This is a genomic window from Bradyrhizobium sp. STM 3843 (genome assembly GCF_000239815.1).
Taxonomy (GTDB): domain Bacteria; phylum Pseudomonadota; class Alphaproteobacteria; order Rhizobiales; family Xanthobacteraceae; genus Bradyrhizobium.
Genome location: NZ_CAFK01000219.1, coordinates 19,543 through 34,941 on the forward strand (window position 1 = coordinate 19,543; position 15,399 = coordinate 34,941).

Annotated in this window: 15 protein-coding genes and 1 pseudogene; 8 read left to right on the plus strand and 8 right to left on the minus strand. The window is 62.3% G+C overall.

Annotated features, from left to right (window positions below; all coding sequences use genetic code 11):
- Window positions 1-4: 4 nt before the first annotated feature.
- Together BRAS3843_RS23260 and ccoG are read left to right on the plus strand one after the other, a co-directional pair.
- Window positions 5-208: a DUF2892 domain-containing protein gene (locus BRAS3843_RS23260; RefSeq protein WP_008971517.1), complete on the plus strand. Its 204-nt coding sequence runs from the start codon at window positions 5-7 to the stop codon at window positions 206-208.
- 43 nt (window positions 209-251) lie between these two features.
- Entirely contained in the window at window positions 252-1,697 is a 1,446-nt protein-coding gene (gene ccoG / locus BRAS3843_RS23265) for a cytochrome c oxidase accessory protein CcoG (RefSeq protein WP_008971518.1), read from the plus strand.
- Window positions 1,698-1,825: 128 nt separating this feature from the next.
- Here ccoG and BRAS3843_RS23270 read toward each other — a convergent pair whose 3' ends face one another.
- Window positions 1,826-2,245 carry an NUDIX hydrolase gene (locus tag BRAS3843_RS23270; protein ID WP_008971519.1) on the minus strand — a complete coding sequence of 140 codons (420 nt, stop codon included), beginning with the start codon at window positions 2,243-2,245 and terminating at the stop codon, window positions 1,826-1,828.
- 506 nt (window positions 2,246-2,751) lie between these two features.
- On the opposite strand from BRAS3843_RS23270, the gene BRAS3843_RS23275 reads away from it, so the two are divergent.
- A complete protein-coding gene (locus BRAS3843_RS23275) occupies window positions 2,752-3,021 on the plus strand; it encodes a hypothetical protein (RefSeq protein WP_008971521.1) in 270 nt (89 codons plus the stop codon).
- Between the two features lie 85 nt (window positions 3,022-3,106).
- On the opposite strand, the gene BRAS3843_RS41650 is transcribed toward BRAS3843_RS23275, so the two are convergent.
- On the minus strand, window positions 3,107-3,265 hold the full coding sequence (locus BRAS3843_RS41650) for a hypothetical protein (RefSeq protein ID WP_008971522.1): 159 nt from the start codon (window positions 3,263-3,265) through the stop codon (window positions 3,107-3,109).
- A gap of 198 nt (window positions 3,266-3,463) precedes the next feature.
- On the opposite strand from BRAS3843_RS41650, the gene BRAS3843_RS23285 reads away from it, so the two are divergent.
- Window positions 3,464-3,940, plus strand: a complete 477-nt coding sequence (locus tag BRAS3843_RS23285) for a ferritin-like domain-containing protein (RefSeq protein WP_008971523.1) — start codon at window positions 3,464-3,466, stop codon at window positions 3,938-3,940.
- 64 nt (window positions 3,941-4,004) lie between these two features.
- Here the strand turns inward: BRAS3843_RS23285 and BRAS3843_RS23290 are convergent, their stop codons facing one another.
- Window positions 4,005-4,313: a hypothetical protein gene (locus BRAS3843_RS23290; protein ID WP_008971524.1), complete on the minus strand. Its 309-nt coding sequence runs from the start codon at window positions 4,311-4,313 to the stop codon at window positions 4,005-4,007.
- Between the two features lie 502 nt (window positions 4,314-4,815).
- On the opposite strand from BRAS3843_RS23290, the gene BRAS3843_RS23295 reads away from it, so the two are divergent.
- The 3 genes from BRAS3843_RS23295 (at window position 4,816) to BRAS3843_RS23305 (ending at window position 9,330) form a co-directional block, all read left to right on the plus strand.
- A complete protein-coding gene (locus BRAS3843_RS23295) occupies window positions 4,816-5,175 on the plus strand; it encodes a manganese catalase family protein (protein WP_008971525.1) in 360 nt (119 codons plus the stop codon).
- 1,167 nt (window positions 5,176-6,342) lie between these two features.
- Entirely contained in the window at window positions 6,343-8,505 is a 2,163-nt protein-coding gene (locus BRAS3843_RS23300) for a hypothetical protein (RefSeq protein ID WP_008971528.1), read from the plus strand.
- Window positions 8,506-8,532: 27 nt separating this feature from the next.
- Window positions 8,533-9,330 (plus strand): fumarylacetoacetate hydrolase family protein, encoded by a 798-nt coding sequence (locus BRAS3843_RS23305; RefSeq protein WP_008971529.1) that lies wholly within the window; start codon window positions 8,533-8,535, stop codon window positions 9,328-9,330.
- A 139-nt stretch (window positions 9,331-9,469) separates the two neighbouring features.
- Here BRAS3843_RS23305 and gfa read toward each other — a convergent pair whose 3' ends face one another.
- The 4 genes from gfa to xoxF5 all read right to left on the minus strand — a co-directional run bounded on the left by gfa (window position 9,470) and on the right by xoxF5 (window position 13,651).
- Complete coding sequence (gene gfa, locus BRAS3843_RS23310; protein ID WP_008971530.1) at window positions 9,470-10,033, minus strand: S-(hydroxymethyl)glutathione synthase; 564 nt, start codon at window positions 10,031-10,033, stop codon at window positions 9,470-9,472.
- 33 nt (window positions 10,034-10,066) lie between these two features.
- On the minus strand, window positions 10,067-11,176 hold the full coding sequence (locus BRAS3843_RS23315) for an S-(hydroxymethyl)glutathione dehydrogenase/class III alcohol dehydrogenase (RefSeq protein ID WP_008971531.1): 1,110 nt from the start codon (window positions 11,174-11,176) through the stop codon (window positions 10,067-10,069).
- 60 nt (window positions 11,177-11,236) lie between these two features.
- Window positions 11,237-11,719: a c-type cytochrome, methanol metabolism-related gene (locus tag BRAS3843_RS23320; protein WP_008971532.1), complete on the minus strand. Its 483-nt coding sequence runs from the start codon at window positions 11,717-11,719 to the stop codon at window positions 11,237-11,239.
- 129 nt (window positions 11,720-11,848) lie between these two features.
- Window positions 11,849-13,651: a lanthanide-dependent methanol dehydrogenase XoxF5 gene (gene xoxF5, locus BRAS3843_RS23325; protein WP_008971533.1), complete on the minus strand. Its 1,803-nt coding sequence runs from the start codon at window positions 13,649-13,651 to the stop codon at window positions 11,849-11,851.
- A 439-nt stretch (window positions 13,652-14,090) separates the two neighbouring features.
- Here xoxF5 and BRAS3843_RS23330 point away from each other — a divergent pair, with 439 nt between their 5' ends.
- On the plus strand, window positions 14,091-15,038 hold the full coding sequence (locus tag BRAS3843_RS23330; RefSeq protein WP_008971534.1) for a helix-turn-helix domain-containing protein: 948 nt from the start codon (window positions 14,091-14,093) through the stop codon (window positions 15,036-15,038).
- A gap of 67 nt (window positions 15,039-15,105) precedes the next feature.
- On the opposite strand, the pseudogene BRAS3843_RS23335 reads toward BRAS3843_RS23330, so the two are convergent.
- Window positions 15,106-15,399 (minus strand): annotated as a pseudogene (locus BRAS3843_RS23335) (ABC transporter substrate-binding protein); the annotation flags it as partial.

Sequence of the window (15,399 nt, forward strand, 5' to 3'; positions counted from 1 at the left end):
TGCCATGAACATCGACAAAGCAGTTCTCACCTTCGCAGGTTTCGTCGTCCTGCTCGGCCTCGCGCTCGGCTGGATGGTCAATCCCTATTGGTATCTGCTGACGGCTTTCGCAGGGTTGAACATGATCCAGGCATCTTTCACCGGCTTCTGCCCTGCGGCGATCGTGTTCAAGAAGCTCGGCTTGAAGAGCGGCCACGCGTTCTCTTGATTGTCAAGCTGGCCGGTGGGACGAGGCGATCACGAGGATCAAAATGGCTGACTCAGACGATACCTATATCGTCGGCCCGCTCTACAAGGCGCGTACGAAAGTCTATCCGCAGGCCGTTCATGGCCGCTTTCGCCGCATCAAGTGGACGATCCTGTGCATCGCGCTCGGCATCTACTATCTGCTGCCGTTCGTGCGCTGGGATCGCGGTCCAGGCCTGCCCAACCAGGCGGTGCTGATCGACTTCCCGCACCGCCGCTTCTACTTCTTCTTCATCGAGCTGTGGCCGCAGGAGGTCTATTACTTCACCGGCCTCCTTATCCTCGCGGCGGTGACGCTGTTTCTGATGAATGCGGTGGCGGGCCGGCTGTGGTGCGGCTATCTCTGTCCGCAGACGGTCTGGACCGATCTGTTCTATGCGGTGGAGCGCTGGGTCGAGGGCGACCGCCGCGAGCGGATCCTGAGCGACAAGCGCGGCTGGACCTTCACCCATGCGCGCCGGGTCGCCACCAAGCATTTTCTGTGGCTGATGATCGCGTGGTGGACGGGCGGCGCCTGGGTGCTCTACTTCGCTGACGCGCCGACGCTGGTAAAGGATCTCGCGACCTTCCAGGCGCCATTTGTGGCCTATCTCTGGATCGGCATTCTCACCGCCACCACCTACACTTTCGCCGGCCATGCCCGCGAGCAGATGTGCATCTATATGTGCCCGTGGCCGCGCATCCAGGCGGCGCTGACGGATGAATGGGCGCTCAACGTCACCTATCGCGGCGACCGCGGCGAGCCGCGCATGTCGGTCAAGAAGGCGGAGCACGCGCGCGAGCAGGGGCAGCCGGCCGGCGACTGCGTCGACTGCCATCAATGCGTCAATGTCTGTCCGACCGGAGTCGATATCCGGAATGGCCTCCAGCTCGGCTGCGTTCAGTGCAGCCTGTGCATCGACGCCTGCGATACGGTGATGAAGGAGATCGGACGGCCAACCGGCCTGATCGCCTATGACACCGACATCAACGTGCAGCGGCGCAGGGAAGGCAAGCCGGAAATCTACCGGCTGATCCGGCCGCGCACCATCATCTATGCGAGCTTCATCGCCATCGTCGGCAGCATCATGCTGTACAGCCTGGCGACACGCGGCTCCTTGGGCCTCAACGTGCTGCATGAGCGCAATCCGCTGTTCGTGCAGCTCTCCGATGGCGGCGTGCGCAACGACTATACGGTGCGGCTGCTCAACAAGCGCGCCGCGCGCGAGGTCGTGCTCGATGTGACCGGCGTGCCCAACGCCAAGGTGACTGTTGCAGGTGTCACGCGCAACGCCGACGGCCGCATGCTCCTGGAAATCGGCCAGGACCAGACCCGCGAGATCCGCATGTCGGTGGAGGCTGCGAGCGCCGACATTCCGCCGGCGCCGCTCGACATCGAGATCAGGATCACCGATCCTGCCACCGGAACGTCGGCCAGCACCCACGACCATTTCGTCCCGCCACGGGGATAGGATCAGCGGCGTTCCGTACGCGAGGCCGGCGAAGGAGCGCGATCGCCACCTCTCCGAACGGCGACGTCATTTTGCCGCAGCGGCGACCGGCAATTCGAAGAGGAAGGGATGCTCGCGGAGCAACCGGCTCAATGCCGCTTCCCGCGCTTGCGTGCGAAGCTCTCGATCAGCTCACGCAGCTTGGCCTGGCGGATGCGGCGTGCCGCCTTGGCCGCCGGCAGCCAGACCACCTTGCGTTGGCCGCGCTCCGGCCACCGCGCGTGCTGCTTCTTCACCTCGAGCGGAAACAGCTGGACCTCGCAGGTGATCTTGCGCTTGCCCTTGCGCTTGCGATGCTTGAATTGCCCGACGGGCCGGCGGCTGACCTTGCCGCGCAGCCCGGCCTCTTCATAGGCTTCGATGGCAGCCGTCCGATGCGGGCGCTTGCGCCAGATCGGCCAGCCTTTCGGCACCGACCAACGGCGCTTGCCGCGAGTCGTGATCAGCAGGATGCTGAGCTCCATCTCCTCGATCCGGAACGGCAAGGCGGCCACTTGCTTGTTCTTCATCAAGACCCCCGTTTTGAGCTGAACCCGAGCGCGATCCCGGCTCCTATCCACGCCTTCGGGACCTGCATACGCAATAACCCTCGGAAGATGCAACCTGGAGCGAGTCCGGGGGACGTCATGTTCAGCCGTCGAGGCGGTGGCGGCGTGGAGCTGATCGGAGTTGGTCTGATTCGCGCGAGACAAGCAAACGGTGTCCGGATTGGACCGATGCTCCCTTGCGATGCACCGCTCGATATGCGACGACGCGCTTCGATTGTTCGCCGGGGCTGGCAAAGCAAGCAATATCTCGCTGCTGATGCGCGTCTGCGTATCTGCGCGCCGGCCACATGCTTTGCACACGTCGCCTGTCACGAGGGGGCCACAAAATCATGGCATCAGGCCGCCCATCGGCCGTCGCGTCGCTAAGCCTCCGGCTTGAGAGCGGCAGCCGCACCGGCATTAACACAGTTGATATTGCGCGTGTCCGACCCGGATTAATTTGCGGTGGCTTGGGTACGGAGCTGACCATGCACGACCCGGACGAAATCCTTGGCACAGACGGCGTCGATCGCGACGCGGATCAGCGTCCTGCGGCTATGCCTTTGCAAGGGTCGCGGCAGCTTCCGACGTCACCGGCGCTGCAGCCGAATCAGCTGTCGCCTCAGCCAACCGATCCGTCAATCGATTCATCGGGCGCTGTCGCGAACGACGCGACGGCGGATGCCGACGGCGCCGATTCGGATGACACGGCGGATGGCGACAATGCGCCGCGCGTCGTGCCGACGATGTGGCGCTGATCCGGGGCAGCTCTGCCCTTCGGCCATCCGCAAACGTGCTTCATTTGCAATAGGTTTCGCGGGTGAGGCGGCCGACGTCGGCGCGCTAGCTGGTCTGGTTCTTCGGATCGGGGACAGTGACCGGATCTGCCGTGCCGCGCTCCGTCTCTTGCTCCTGTTCTCTCAGCTGCTGATCCACTGTCTCGCGGGAGCCTTCGGCCGGCTCCTTGTCGAACGGACTTTTCCGCTCCTGTGGCTGCGGCATCGTGTCCTCCTGACATCGTCTTTTTCGCACCACCATTGTCGTCGTGCATTTCGCGAACGTGCGGCTGCTGGGGGCGTTCCAATCCGCTGACACCACACACCGTTTCCGCGTAGGCGTCGCTTAGGAACTAACGACTCATCGGCCTGTTGTGCGCGCATCGATGGAGCGATCGCCCATCAACAATCGGGAAACAGTGAGATGAGCAACAAAGCGAGAGACATTTTCATCGTCGGCCTGCGCAACGCCCACGCCATGGAGATACAGGCACGGGAGTTGATGGAGCGCCAGTCGGAGCGGCTGGACGATTATCCGGACGTGAAAACCAAAGTGCAGGCGCACCTTCAGGAGACCAATGAGCAGCTCAAGCGGCTCGAACAGTGTTTGAGCGCCTGCGGCGAAAGCACGTCCAGTCTGAAGGATACCACGCAGTCCGCCATGGCGAATCTTCAGGCGATGGGACATTCGATGGCCGGTGACGAGATCCTGAAGAACACCTTCGCGAACAACGCGTTCGAGAATTTCGAGATCGCTGCCTACAAATCGCTGCTCACGTTGTGTCAGGCTGCCGGGATGGCGGAAGCACGTGCCCCGCTCGAACAATCGCTGAAGGAAGAGGAGCGGATGGCGGAGTGGGTCGCATGTCGAGCAGGTCACCCGCGATTATCTTGCTCATGAAGAGCGTGAGGCGGCCTGATCAACAGCCTGCCTGATTATCAAGCGTGATCCTATCCCGCTGAGCTCAGCCGATCCGGGCCGGTGTCTGTTCCGCAGACCCGTGGCCCGGATCTGGTCCTTGCACCGGAGCGGAGGCCGATGCGCGCAGGCGACGGCTGCGCAATGCCGGCAAGCTCACTCCCGCGATCATCAAGACAAGGCAGAGGCCGATCGGGACGAACGGCAGGAGGTCGAGCGAGGCCGCCCACATCGACGACCAGCCGAGCGTGAACAGGATCTGGCCGAATCCAAGAGCGCGCGCCTCACTATGTTCACGCGCCGTCATCCAGCGCTTGGCGCTCGCGGCAAGTCGGGACGCGACATCCTCTTGCACGGTCCCTCCTGTTTCGACTCCGTAGCTGATCCGATCCGGACGGTGCGAGCGCGACGTAAGCAGATCGCACCCGGAGCGCCTGAATGAAGCAGGTAGGCAACTGCCGAATGGCGACAGCACGACGATCCTTGAGCTGACAGCCGCCACGGTGCAGAACTGCTCCGAAGAGCCCATGTTCCAAACGGGTGTGCGGGTGCAGGCGTCGCGCGTGACGTCCGACTCGAGTATTGCGCAGATCGTCTTCTGTTTCCAGGGTGCGGCTCGCACCTGACTCAAATCAGCATCAGTCGGCGGTAGAACCGTTCTCATTAGCTTGGCGTCCAGCGCAAGGAACGGCGGAGCGCGGACTTCATTGGCGCGAGCCCACCTCGACAAGAGAGCCTCCGCATGGACGACTTCGGTAGGCCGACATGTCTTGCCGACCTGTCTTGCAATGTCGCGGCGGAGGCGCCCGGACGCACGCTCGCGGTGCGGCTGTACAATTTGACGGCTGAATCGCGGCATGCAGGACATGCTGAGCAATCTGATCGCGCGCGACACCATGCATCAGCAGCAGTGGCTTGCTATCGTCGAGGATCTCGGTGGGGCCAGTCAGCGTCCGATTCCGAACGGCTTCGATCGCAGCAAGCAAGCGGCGGAGTTTGCCTACATGTTAATGGGAACCGCGCGGAATGGCGCGCCGCCTGAAGCCGGGCGCTACTGCGAAGGTCCGTCGCTCGATGGTAACGGGCAGTTTACCATGCGTGCCGTCTTCGAGCCGTTGGGCGAAGTTCCGAATCGGTTCCGAATCTTGGGGACGCACGTCAGTGCGGCTCAGCGCGAGCAGATGAATCAGGAACCGAGGAGGAATGCGCTGACTTGATTTGGGGTGGTGCCGGCGACCCGGGCCCTCGGACCCGCACGCATAGCCGATCTGGCGCAATGGACCTGGCCTTGGCGATCTGGCTGCCGGAACATCGGAACTTAACATCAGGGCCAAAGTTCCACTGGTATCAAAACGTTAGCGGACGGTTCTTTGGCGCCGACAGCTGCAGGGGCGGTTCCCAGGCGTTGCAAATGCGGCTCACACAAGCCACGGGAGCGGATGTCAGAATAGAAAAAAGTAAACTTGAGGTTGTTGGCAACCTCCGGTAACATCCGGATACCCATGATGGTCATCATGCGCTAGACATGATGTAGCCCTCTTGGGCGTTTCCTCCCTGGACTTGGGCCGCCTGTACTTCAGGCGGCCTTTCTTTTTGTTTGCTCTCATTTGTTCTCGGCCGCTTGCCGTCCATCGCAGCCGCGCTTGTTTTGTGGAAGTCAGCAAGACCGGGGCGGATTCGCCATAAGGCAGGATTGGCAAGACCTATCAATTCGATCAGTCCGTCCAGGTCGCTTGTGAACGGGACTGGTGAAAGCGACTGAAGATTTCTCTTTCGTTTTTTCAGAAATCGTGTTTTACTGCATGCATCCCGCCTCGTTGCGGAGGGGCGTATCGCGGTCGTCACGAACGTGGAGGCGGGGAGCGGTGGGTGTGTCGGATTGCAGCGCGTCTCTCGCGCGGACGAACAATTCGGCATGCACGGTCAAGTCGCGCGGTCCTGATACTCCGACGCTAGTATCACGTTTGCGACGACGCTCACGCGTCGTGCAGGCAACGGTGTCCAGAAAGCCCGGCGCACCGGGGAGAACGCGAAGCAGCCGTTAAAACCATCGTGCAGGGAAGGCCGGGATGCCTCGGCCAAACCTGTGGTTCCTGCCGCCTGCATTTCTTTCGCAGGCGGGCCACGGGCGCGGCCAGCGCCCGGCCTTCCCTGCGCCCTCTCGCTTTCAAGAGGGTTCCGTCTGTCAAAGGCTCGGGCGCGTTGCGCGGCGAGGTCGCGAACGGCTGCCGTCCCGATCACGCGTTCATTATCGTCGTGCAGCGCAATGCCTTATGATTTTCGGCTTAGTTGATCCGGTTGCGCCACTCGTGCGAAGAGTCGGGGGCGCACGTCAGTTGCCAAGAACAAGCCGCATCAAATGGCGGCGACCCGGAGGAAGAGACATGAAGCTCAAGACCATCATGATGGGCTGCGTTGCTGCGTCATCTCTGATGCCGAGCGACCTCGTATCGGCCGCCGACATCGACATTTCCGCGCACGACATTGGCGGTCAGGTGACCGGCACCAATGGCCCTGAAGCCGGCGTCTGGGTGATCGCCGAGACCAAGGATCTGCCGACCAAATATGCCAAGGTCGTCGTCACCGACGACCAGGGGCGCTACGTGATCCCCGAGCTTCCCGATGCGAGCTACAAGGTCTGGGCGCGAGGCTATGGACTTTCGGACACCGCACAGGTCGACGCGCGGCCTGGCAGGACGATCGATTTCAAGGCGCAGCCGGCAGCATCTGCTGCGGCAGCTGCGCAGCTTTATCCCGGCATGTACTGGTATTCGATGCTCGATATCCCGAAGCCGGAGGAATTTCCCGGCACCGGCGACAAGGGCAACAAGATCGTGGAGACGATGAAGTCCCAGGCGCAGTGGGTGGATACGGTCAAGAACGCCTGCCAATCCTGCCACGCGCTGGGGTCTCGCGGCATCCGCGAGGTGCCCAAGACGTTCCTGGAAGGGCACAACTCACAGGATGCCTGGGCGATCCGAACGCAGGCCGGCCAGGCCATGGAATACATGGCCACGGTGCTCGGCAGCATGGGGCCCGACAGGACCTATGCGATGTTCGCGAACTGGACCGACCGCATTGCCGAGGGCGAGCTGCCGTTCGACAAGCCGGAACGGCCGACGGGCGTCGAGCGCAACGTCGTCTACACGATGTGGGACTGGGCATCGCCGACGCATTATCAGCACGATGCGATCTCGACCGACAAGCGCAATCCGACCGTGAACGCCAACGGATTGATCTACGGCTCGCCGGAGGAGAGCACCGACCTGATCCCGACGCTCGATCCGGTCAAGAACGTCGCTTCGACCATCACCGAGCCCTATCTCGATCCCAACACGCCGTCATCGGCGGATGCCCCGCGCGGCACCTCGGCCTATTGGGGCGACGAGCCGATCTGGGACGGCCATACCAGCATCCACAACGTCATCATGGATGAGCAGGGCAAGGTCTGGTTCACCGCGCGCTTGCGGCCGCCGCGGAATCCTGACTACTGCAAGCAGGGCTCCAGCCATCCGTCGACGCAGGTCGATCCGCAGGCCACCTCGGTGCGCCAGCTGTCGCGCTTCGATCCCGCCACCGGTCAATGGGATCTGATCAACACCTGCTTCTCGACGCATCATCTCTATTTCGGCCATGACCCGAACGACACGCTGTGGATGAGCGCGGGCGGCCCCGGGCTCGGCGGCGGTGTCGTCGGCTGGCTGAATGTCAAACAATTCCGCGAGACCCGTGATGGCGTGGCTTCGCAAGGCTGGACGCCGCTGGTGATCGACACCAATGGCAACGGCAAGCGGGATGCCTTTGTCGGGGCTAAGGATCCGCTGGATCCGGCCAAGGACAAGCGTGTCGTCGCCTCCTTCTACGGCGTGATGCCAAGTCCGGTGGACGATTCGATCTGGGGCCAGTCGATGGATCGGGGCTTCTCGCGCATCGACCAGCCGGGCTACATCATTCGCGTGGTGCCGGGGCCGGATCCGGCCAGGACAGCGCTTGCCGAAATCTATCAGCCGCCGGAGGGCACGTTCGGTCCGCGCGGCATCGACATCGGACTGGACGGTCTGGTCTGGACGGCGCTCTCCAGCGGACACCTCGCAAGCTTCGACCGTAGCCTGTGCAAGGGGCCATTGAACGGGCCGACCACGGCCGAGGGCAAGCAATGTCCGGAAGGCTGGAAAGTGTACCGGATGCCCGGCCCGCAGTTCAAAGGCCTGGACCCCAAGGGCAGCGCCAATCACGCCTATTATCTCTGGGTCGATCGATTCAACATTCTCGGCCTCGGCGCCAACGTGCCGATCGCAACCGCCAACGGCGGCGAGTCGCTGCTTGCCCTCGTGAACGGCGAATTCGTCACCTTGCGCGTGCCGTATCCGCTCGGCTTCTTCACCAAGAATGTCGATGGACGGATCGACGATCCCGCAGCCGGCTGGAAGGGGCGGGGGATCTGGACCACCTCGGGCACCCGCGCCAACTTCCACGGCGAGGGCGGGAAGGAAGCCTATCCCAAGGTGTTCAAGGTCCAGATGCGACCTGATCCGCTCGCCCATTGATCTCTGACCATTCAGATGGAGTTATTGATGACAAATACATCTCGACGCGATCTTCTCACGGCAGCGACAGGCGCGGCGGCAGCTGCGGCGCTTGCGTCGGAAGTGCGGCCTGCGGTGGCGCAGGCCGGTGCGAAGCCGATCTTTGCGGTGCCGGCGACCACGATTCCGGTCGTGGGCGAAGAGGGCGTGTTCCCGGTTCGCCGCATCTATTGCATCGGCCGCAACTATGCGGCGCATGCGATCGAGCGCGGCTCCGATCCGAACCGGGAGCCGCCCTTCTTCTTTCAGAAGCCGACGGACGCCATCCAGAACGTCGCGATCGGCGAGGTCGCCGACCACCCGTATCCGTCCCTGACCAAGAACTATCACCATGAGGTCGAGCTGGTCGCGGCGTTGAAATCGGGCGGCGCCAACATCCCGCCCGAGAAGGCGCTCGACCATGTCTATGGCTATGCGCTCGGCCTCGACATGACCCGGCGCGACCTGCAGAACGGCATGGCGGCGGAGAAGAAGCCCTGGGAGATCGGCAAGAGCTTCGATCACGCCGCGGTGCTCGGCCCGATCCATCCGGTCGCGAAGGTCGGACATCTGGCCAAGGGCGCGATCTCACTCGCGGTGAACGGCACTGTGCGTCAGAACTCGGACCTGGAGAAGATGATCTGGAGCGTCGCCGAGCAGATCTCCAAACTGTCTGAAGCCTTCGAGCTGAAGGCCGGCGACATCATCTATTCCGGCACGCCGGAGAATGTCGGCCCCGTCGTGAAAGGCGACGTGCTGTTGTGCAAGCTCGAGGGCCTGCCGGACATGTCGATCAAGATCGTCTAGGCTGCATTTGGAGCGTCCATCGGAGCTGCGGACAAAAAACGCCCCGCTTGCTGGAAGAGCAAGCGGGGCCCAAGTCGTCAGGAAGGAACGCTTCAGAAAGGGCCGCCGGCCGGCGACCCTTCGTATTGAGCAGCGGTGGCTACGCTGCTTTCGCTTTCGCCACGTGGGTGGCGATCGCATCCATCAGAGCCGGCGACAGGCAGTCATAGGGTTCGAGCCCGAGCTCCTTGAGCCGCGCCCTGATCGCACCCATCTGCTCCGGCTTGACTCCGGACTCGATGACCGAGGAGACGAAGGCAGCGAAACCAGGCGCTGCCGAGCCCTCTTCCTGGAACAGCTCCGGATGAATGAAGTCGAGGCCGTAGAACGGGTGCCCCGTATTCTCGATCCGGCCGTACATATGCGTGCCGCATTCCCGGCAGGCGTAACGCTGGATCACCGCCGAGGGATCGACGATCTGCAGCTTGTCGCCGTTCTCAAGCACGGTCACGTTCTGCCGCGGCACCACCGCGACCACGGAGAAGGTGGCGCCTTGCGGTTTCCAGCACTTGGTGCAGCCGCAGGCGTGGTTATGGGCGACATCGCCCTTGATGCCGACCTTCACCGGCCTGTCGTGGCACTTGCAGACCAGGGTGCCGCCGGCAAAGTGCCCCGAGCCCTGCTTGACACCGTTGTCGACCGATGGGTGGATGTGAACAGTCATGACGCAATCCTCCTAGTGCTTGCCGTTGGTGATTTAGAAGACGACGACGGAGCGGATCGACTTGCCCTCATGCATCAGGTCGAAGCCTTTGTTGATGTCTTCGAGCTTCAGCGTGTGGGTGATCATCGGATCGATCGCGATCTTTCCGTTCATGTACCAGTCGACGATCTTGGGGACGTCGGTGCGGCCGCGCGCCCCGCCGAACGCGGTGCCCTTCCAGACACGGCCGGTGACGAGCTGGAACGGACGGGTGGCGATCTCCTTGCCCGCCTCGGCGACACCGATGATGATGGAGACGCCCCAGCCGCGGTGACAGGCTTCCAGCGCCTGCCGCATGACCGTGGTGTTGCCGGTGCAGTCGAAGGTGTAGTCGGCGCCGCCGTCCGTAAGTGCGGTCAGATGCTGGACGATGTCGCCCGAGATCTTCTTCGGATTGACGAAATGGGTCATGCCGAAGCGGCGGCCCCATTCCTCCTTGCTGTCGTTAAGGTCCACACCGATGATCTTGTCGGCACCGACCATCTTGGCGCCCTGGATCACGTTGAGCCCGATGCCGCCGAGGCCGAACACCACCACGTTGGAGCCGGGGGTGACTTTCGCAGTGTTGACGACCGCGCCGACGCCGGTGGTCACGCCGCAGCCGATATAGCAGCTCTTGTCGAACGGCGCGTCCTCACGGATCTTCGCGACCGCGATCTCCGGCAGCACGGTGAAGTTCGAGAAGGTCGAGCAACCCATATAGTGGTAGATGGTCTGGCCTTTGTAGGAAAATCGCGAGGTGCCGTCCGGCATCACGCCCTTGCCCTGAGTGGCGCGGATCGCGGTGCAGAGGTTGGTTTTCTGGCTCAGACAGCTTTTGCACTGGCGGCATTCCGGCGTGTAGAGCGGAATCACGTGGTCGCCGGGCTTGACCGACATGACGCCTGCGCCGACCTCGCGCACGATGCCGGCGCCTTCATGTCCGAGAATCGATGGGAAGATGCCTTCGCTGTCGAAGCCGTCCAGGGTATAGGCATCGGTGTGGCAGATGCCGGTGGCCTTGATCTCCACCAGCACTTCGCCGGCCTTCGGACCTTCGAGATCGAGCTCGACGATCTCCAGCGGCTTCTTGGCTTCGAGAGCAACCGCGGCGCGCGTTTTCATTTCTTCAACTCCTATTCTTTGCTGGGATCGCCGACAGCCATTCGAGGCCGCGATCCCCCATCAATTTTTGTTGCCCATGCAGGAATTCTCAGCCTGAGTATAGGCCTCAGGCTTCTCTTCGTGCTTGGCTGGACGCGCACGTCCCCATGCATCATTAGCGCGGGCGCGCAGGTACACATAGATGTCGTCCATGTAGCAGGCGACATTCGGGTTATCGCCGAACGCCGGCATGACATTCTCCTGCGCGGTGCTGATGTTCTTGCGACCGCTGGCAACGACTCCAAGAAAATCGCCATAGCTCATCGTCTTCAGCGAGTCCTTCAGCGCCGGCGCGTAAGTCGATCCCATGCCGTCCGGACCATGGCAGACGTGACATTCCGAATGGTAACGGCGGTAGCCCGAATAGGTGTACCAATCGACGGTCCCGTCAGCGGTGATCTTGTAGGTCGGGTTTCCGTCCTTGTCGAAGTACTTCCCGTCCTCGGACTTCACGGCGGCCGGATCACCGGACCCGTCGGCAAGGGCGCGTTCCGTCAAGGCCATTCCACCGGCTGCCACGCATATGGTGGCGACCGCGATAAAGATTTTACGCAAAGCTTAGTCCTCGAATTTCGGGGCAAGGCAGACCGGCGCATGGACCAGGTCCATGCGCCGGAAGCAGCCATCCTCAGTTTACTGCGGCAGGGAGAACACGGTCAGCGTGCCACCGAGCGCGGTGTAGTTCGAGAGCGCAGCATAGCCACCGACTGCACCGAGACCTGCGGTCGGATCGGTCAGGCCAGCCGCGAGGCCGATACCGGCCCAGCCACCGACACCCGACAAGACGGCGACATATTGCTTGCCGTTGTGCTCATAGGTCGTGACGTTGCCGATGATGCCGGACGGAGTCTTGAATTTGTAGAGCTCCTTGCCGGTCTTGGCGTCGACCGCCTTGAGGTAGCCTTCGAGCGTGCCGTAGAACACCACGCCACCAGCGGTCGCGAGTGCACCCGACCACACCGAGAACGGCTCCTTGTTCGACCAGACGATCTTGCCGGTCTTGCCGTCCCAGGCAATGAAGTTGCCCATGTTGGTGTCGCCCTGAGGCGGATACATCGACAGGGTGGCGCCGACATAGGGCTGCCCCGCGGTGTAGCTCACCTTGAACGGCTCGTAGTCCATGCAGACATGGTTGGTCGGCACGTAGAACAGCTGCGTGTCAGGAGAGTAGGCTGCAGGCTGTTCGTCCTTGCTGCCGAGCGCCGCCGGACAGACCCCCTTGGTGTTGTGATCCTCGCCGTTCTGGTCGGTCGAATATTGCGCGACCACCTTGGGACGGCCGTAGGTCGGCGAGTTCTTGTCCATGTCGACGCCGGTGGTCCAGTTGACCTTCGGGTCGTACTTCTCGGCGACCATGAGCTCGCCGGTCGCACGATCGAGCGTATAGCCGAGGCCGTTACGATCGAAATGCGTCAGCAGCTTGCGCGCCTGTCCGTTGACCTGCTGATCGGACAGGATCATCTCGTTGACGCCGTCATAGTCCCATTCGTCGTGGGGCGTCATCTGATAGACCCACTTCGCGACACCCGTGTCCGGGTTGCGCGCGAAGATCGTCATCGACCACTTGTTGTCACCAGGACGCTGCTTCGGATTCCAGGTCGAAGGATTGCCCGAGCCGTAATAGACGAGATCGAGCTGCGGATCATACGACGCCCAGCCCCAGGTGCAGCCGCCGCCGATCTTCCACTGATCGCCCTGCCAGGTCTTCAGGCTGGAGTCCTTGCCGACCGGCTTGCCGAGCGCAGTCGTGCTGGCGTCGAACAGGATCTGGTCATCAGGCCCTTCCGAATAGGCCTTCCAGGCCTGCTTGCCGGACTTGATGTCGTAGGCGGTCATGCTGCACTGGACGCCGAACTCGCCGCCGGACGTGCCGACCAGGACCTTGTCCTTCACCACCAGCGGAGCGGAGGTGCCGGTCTGACCCTTGGAGGGATCGCCGTTGACTGCGCTCCAGACCAGATTGCCGGTCTTGGCATCGAGCGCGATCAGCTTGTCGTCGGCCTGATGCAGGAAGATCTTGCCGTCGCCATAGGCGAGACCGCGATTGACCGTATCGCAGCACATCACCGGAATGACGTTCGGATCCTGCTTGGGCTCATAGCGCCAGACGATCTTGTTGTCCTGCGACAGGTCGAGCGCGTACACCTTGTTCGGGAACGGCGTATGCACATACATCAGGTTGCCGATGATGAGCGGGCCGCCCTCGTGACCGCGCAGCACGCCGGTCGAGAAGGTCCAGGCGACCTGCATCTTGCCGACGTTCTGGGCGTTGATCTGGTTGAGCTTCGAGTAGCGGGTGTTGGCGTAGTCGCCTGCCGGCATCACCCAATCTTTCGGGTTCTGCGACATTTTGACCAGTTCATCGCTGGCCCATGCGCCACCCGCGGCAAGTGCCGCGACCGACGTCAGACAGGTTGCGAGCAGTACTTTTCGCATCGTCCATCCTCCCATTTTGAACACAGGTCCGCACGACGCGGCCCAGTCTCTTCTTCAGCGGCAATCCTTATCCAGTTCGAAATCGGGAAACTTGCCCAAGAGCGAAGCCGCTTTGCTCAAGAGTGAACCGAAACGAAGTTTTTGGGAACGATTTTACTTTGCTGGACCGCAACATAGGGCTGCGTTTCTATTGTGCGGAGCATCAATGAACGTCCATGCTCAGCCTTCGCCCGAAGGTTGATCGTTCTTCTTGACGGCTTGGAAATGAAGGCGGAGGATTGTTCAGGGACTTGCGTTGCGGCACAACAGGCGCGAACGGGCTCAACCAGCCGGCCAGACGAAGAGGCTGCCAAAAAAAGGGAATATTTTGGCTTCACTTTTGTCACCCGCCTTCTCTGCGGCGGGCCGTTGCGTTCGATCTTCAAATCGGTGGATGGACATGCCCGATACGATCCGCTCGCTCAGCACCACGGGCCTGACGCCCAAGAGCCAGATCCAGCGTTGGTCAGACGCACTGACCGATTTGTGCGGCCGATTTGATGTTGACCCGCTAGAGGGAACATCATTCGACGGTCGCATCAACTACACCCTGATGTCTCGACTGAAGCTGTGCCAGATCGAGGCGAGTCAACATCGGATCGCGCACACGCTCGCGCGGTCTCGCTCCACCGAGCATCCCTATATCAAGATCCTGTTCCAGACCTACGGCACCTCCTATTTCGAGCAGGACGGCCGGCACATCGAAATCGGACCTGGCGACTGCCTGGCCTATGACGTGTCGATGCCGCATACGATCGTCAGCCCGGCCCTGACCCGTCATGAGGTCGTGATCGTACCCAAGGAGCTGCTGCAGGAGCGCGGCTTTCGCCTCGACAAGATGGTGGCATGCAAGCTGTCCGCCCGCAGCGGAACCGGGCGGATCGCGCATGACGTGGCGCATGCCGCGTTTGACGAGGCCACCAAGCTCTCGCCGCACAGCGCCGTCGGCGTGGCCGAATCGCTGATCGATCTGCTGCTGTTGCCGCTGCGCGAAGCCGACGCGATGTTCGATCGCGGCGGCCCCGAAGCGATCTATATCCGCGCCCAGGCGTTCATCCGCGAGCATCTGCGCGATCCTGATCTAACTATTGACCAGATATCTGCAGCCCTCGGTTGTACAAAGCGTTACCTGCACATGGTGTTCAGCGACCGCGGCATGACGGTCAGCGATTATATCTGGCGGGCGCGGTTGCAGCACTGCCGCCAGGAACTCGAGACGCAGTCGGGAAAGACAATCACGGACGTGGCGTTCTCATGGGGCTTTTCGAGCTCATCCCATTTCAGCCGCGTGTTCCGAAAATATTTCGGCGTCGTCCCATCTGCCGTCCATAGAGCCGCAGCACGGTGATTACTGCCGCGTTCGCCGCCGAGCCTGCCTCTTCTCCGATCGTCCGCACGAGCCCGCCAAGGGTGCGCTATCGTGCACCGCTCTGGAGCACCTTCTGGAATGCGTCGCCCAGAATCGCGGGCTCGCGCGGCGGCAGATAGGTGAGGCCGGCCGCGCGGCCGAGTTCGGCCAATACACCTGACGCCTGCAGATCCGTGAGCGCACCGTCGACCGCTGCCAGCAGCTCCGGATTGCCGGCGAGCCCGACATAGCCGCGGTTGGCGCCGATCGGATAGAAATAGCCGGAGCCCATCAGTCTGGTGTCGAGGTGAGCGGCGCGATAGGCGTCGAAACGCCTGATGTCGAGCAGGGTGGCGTCGAA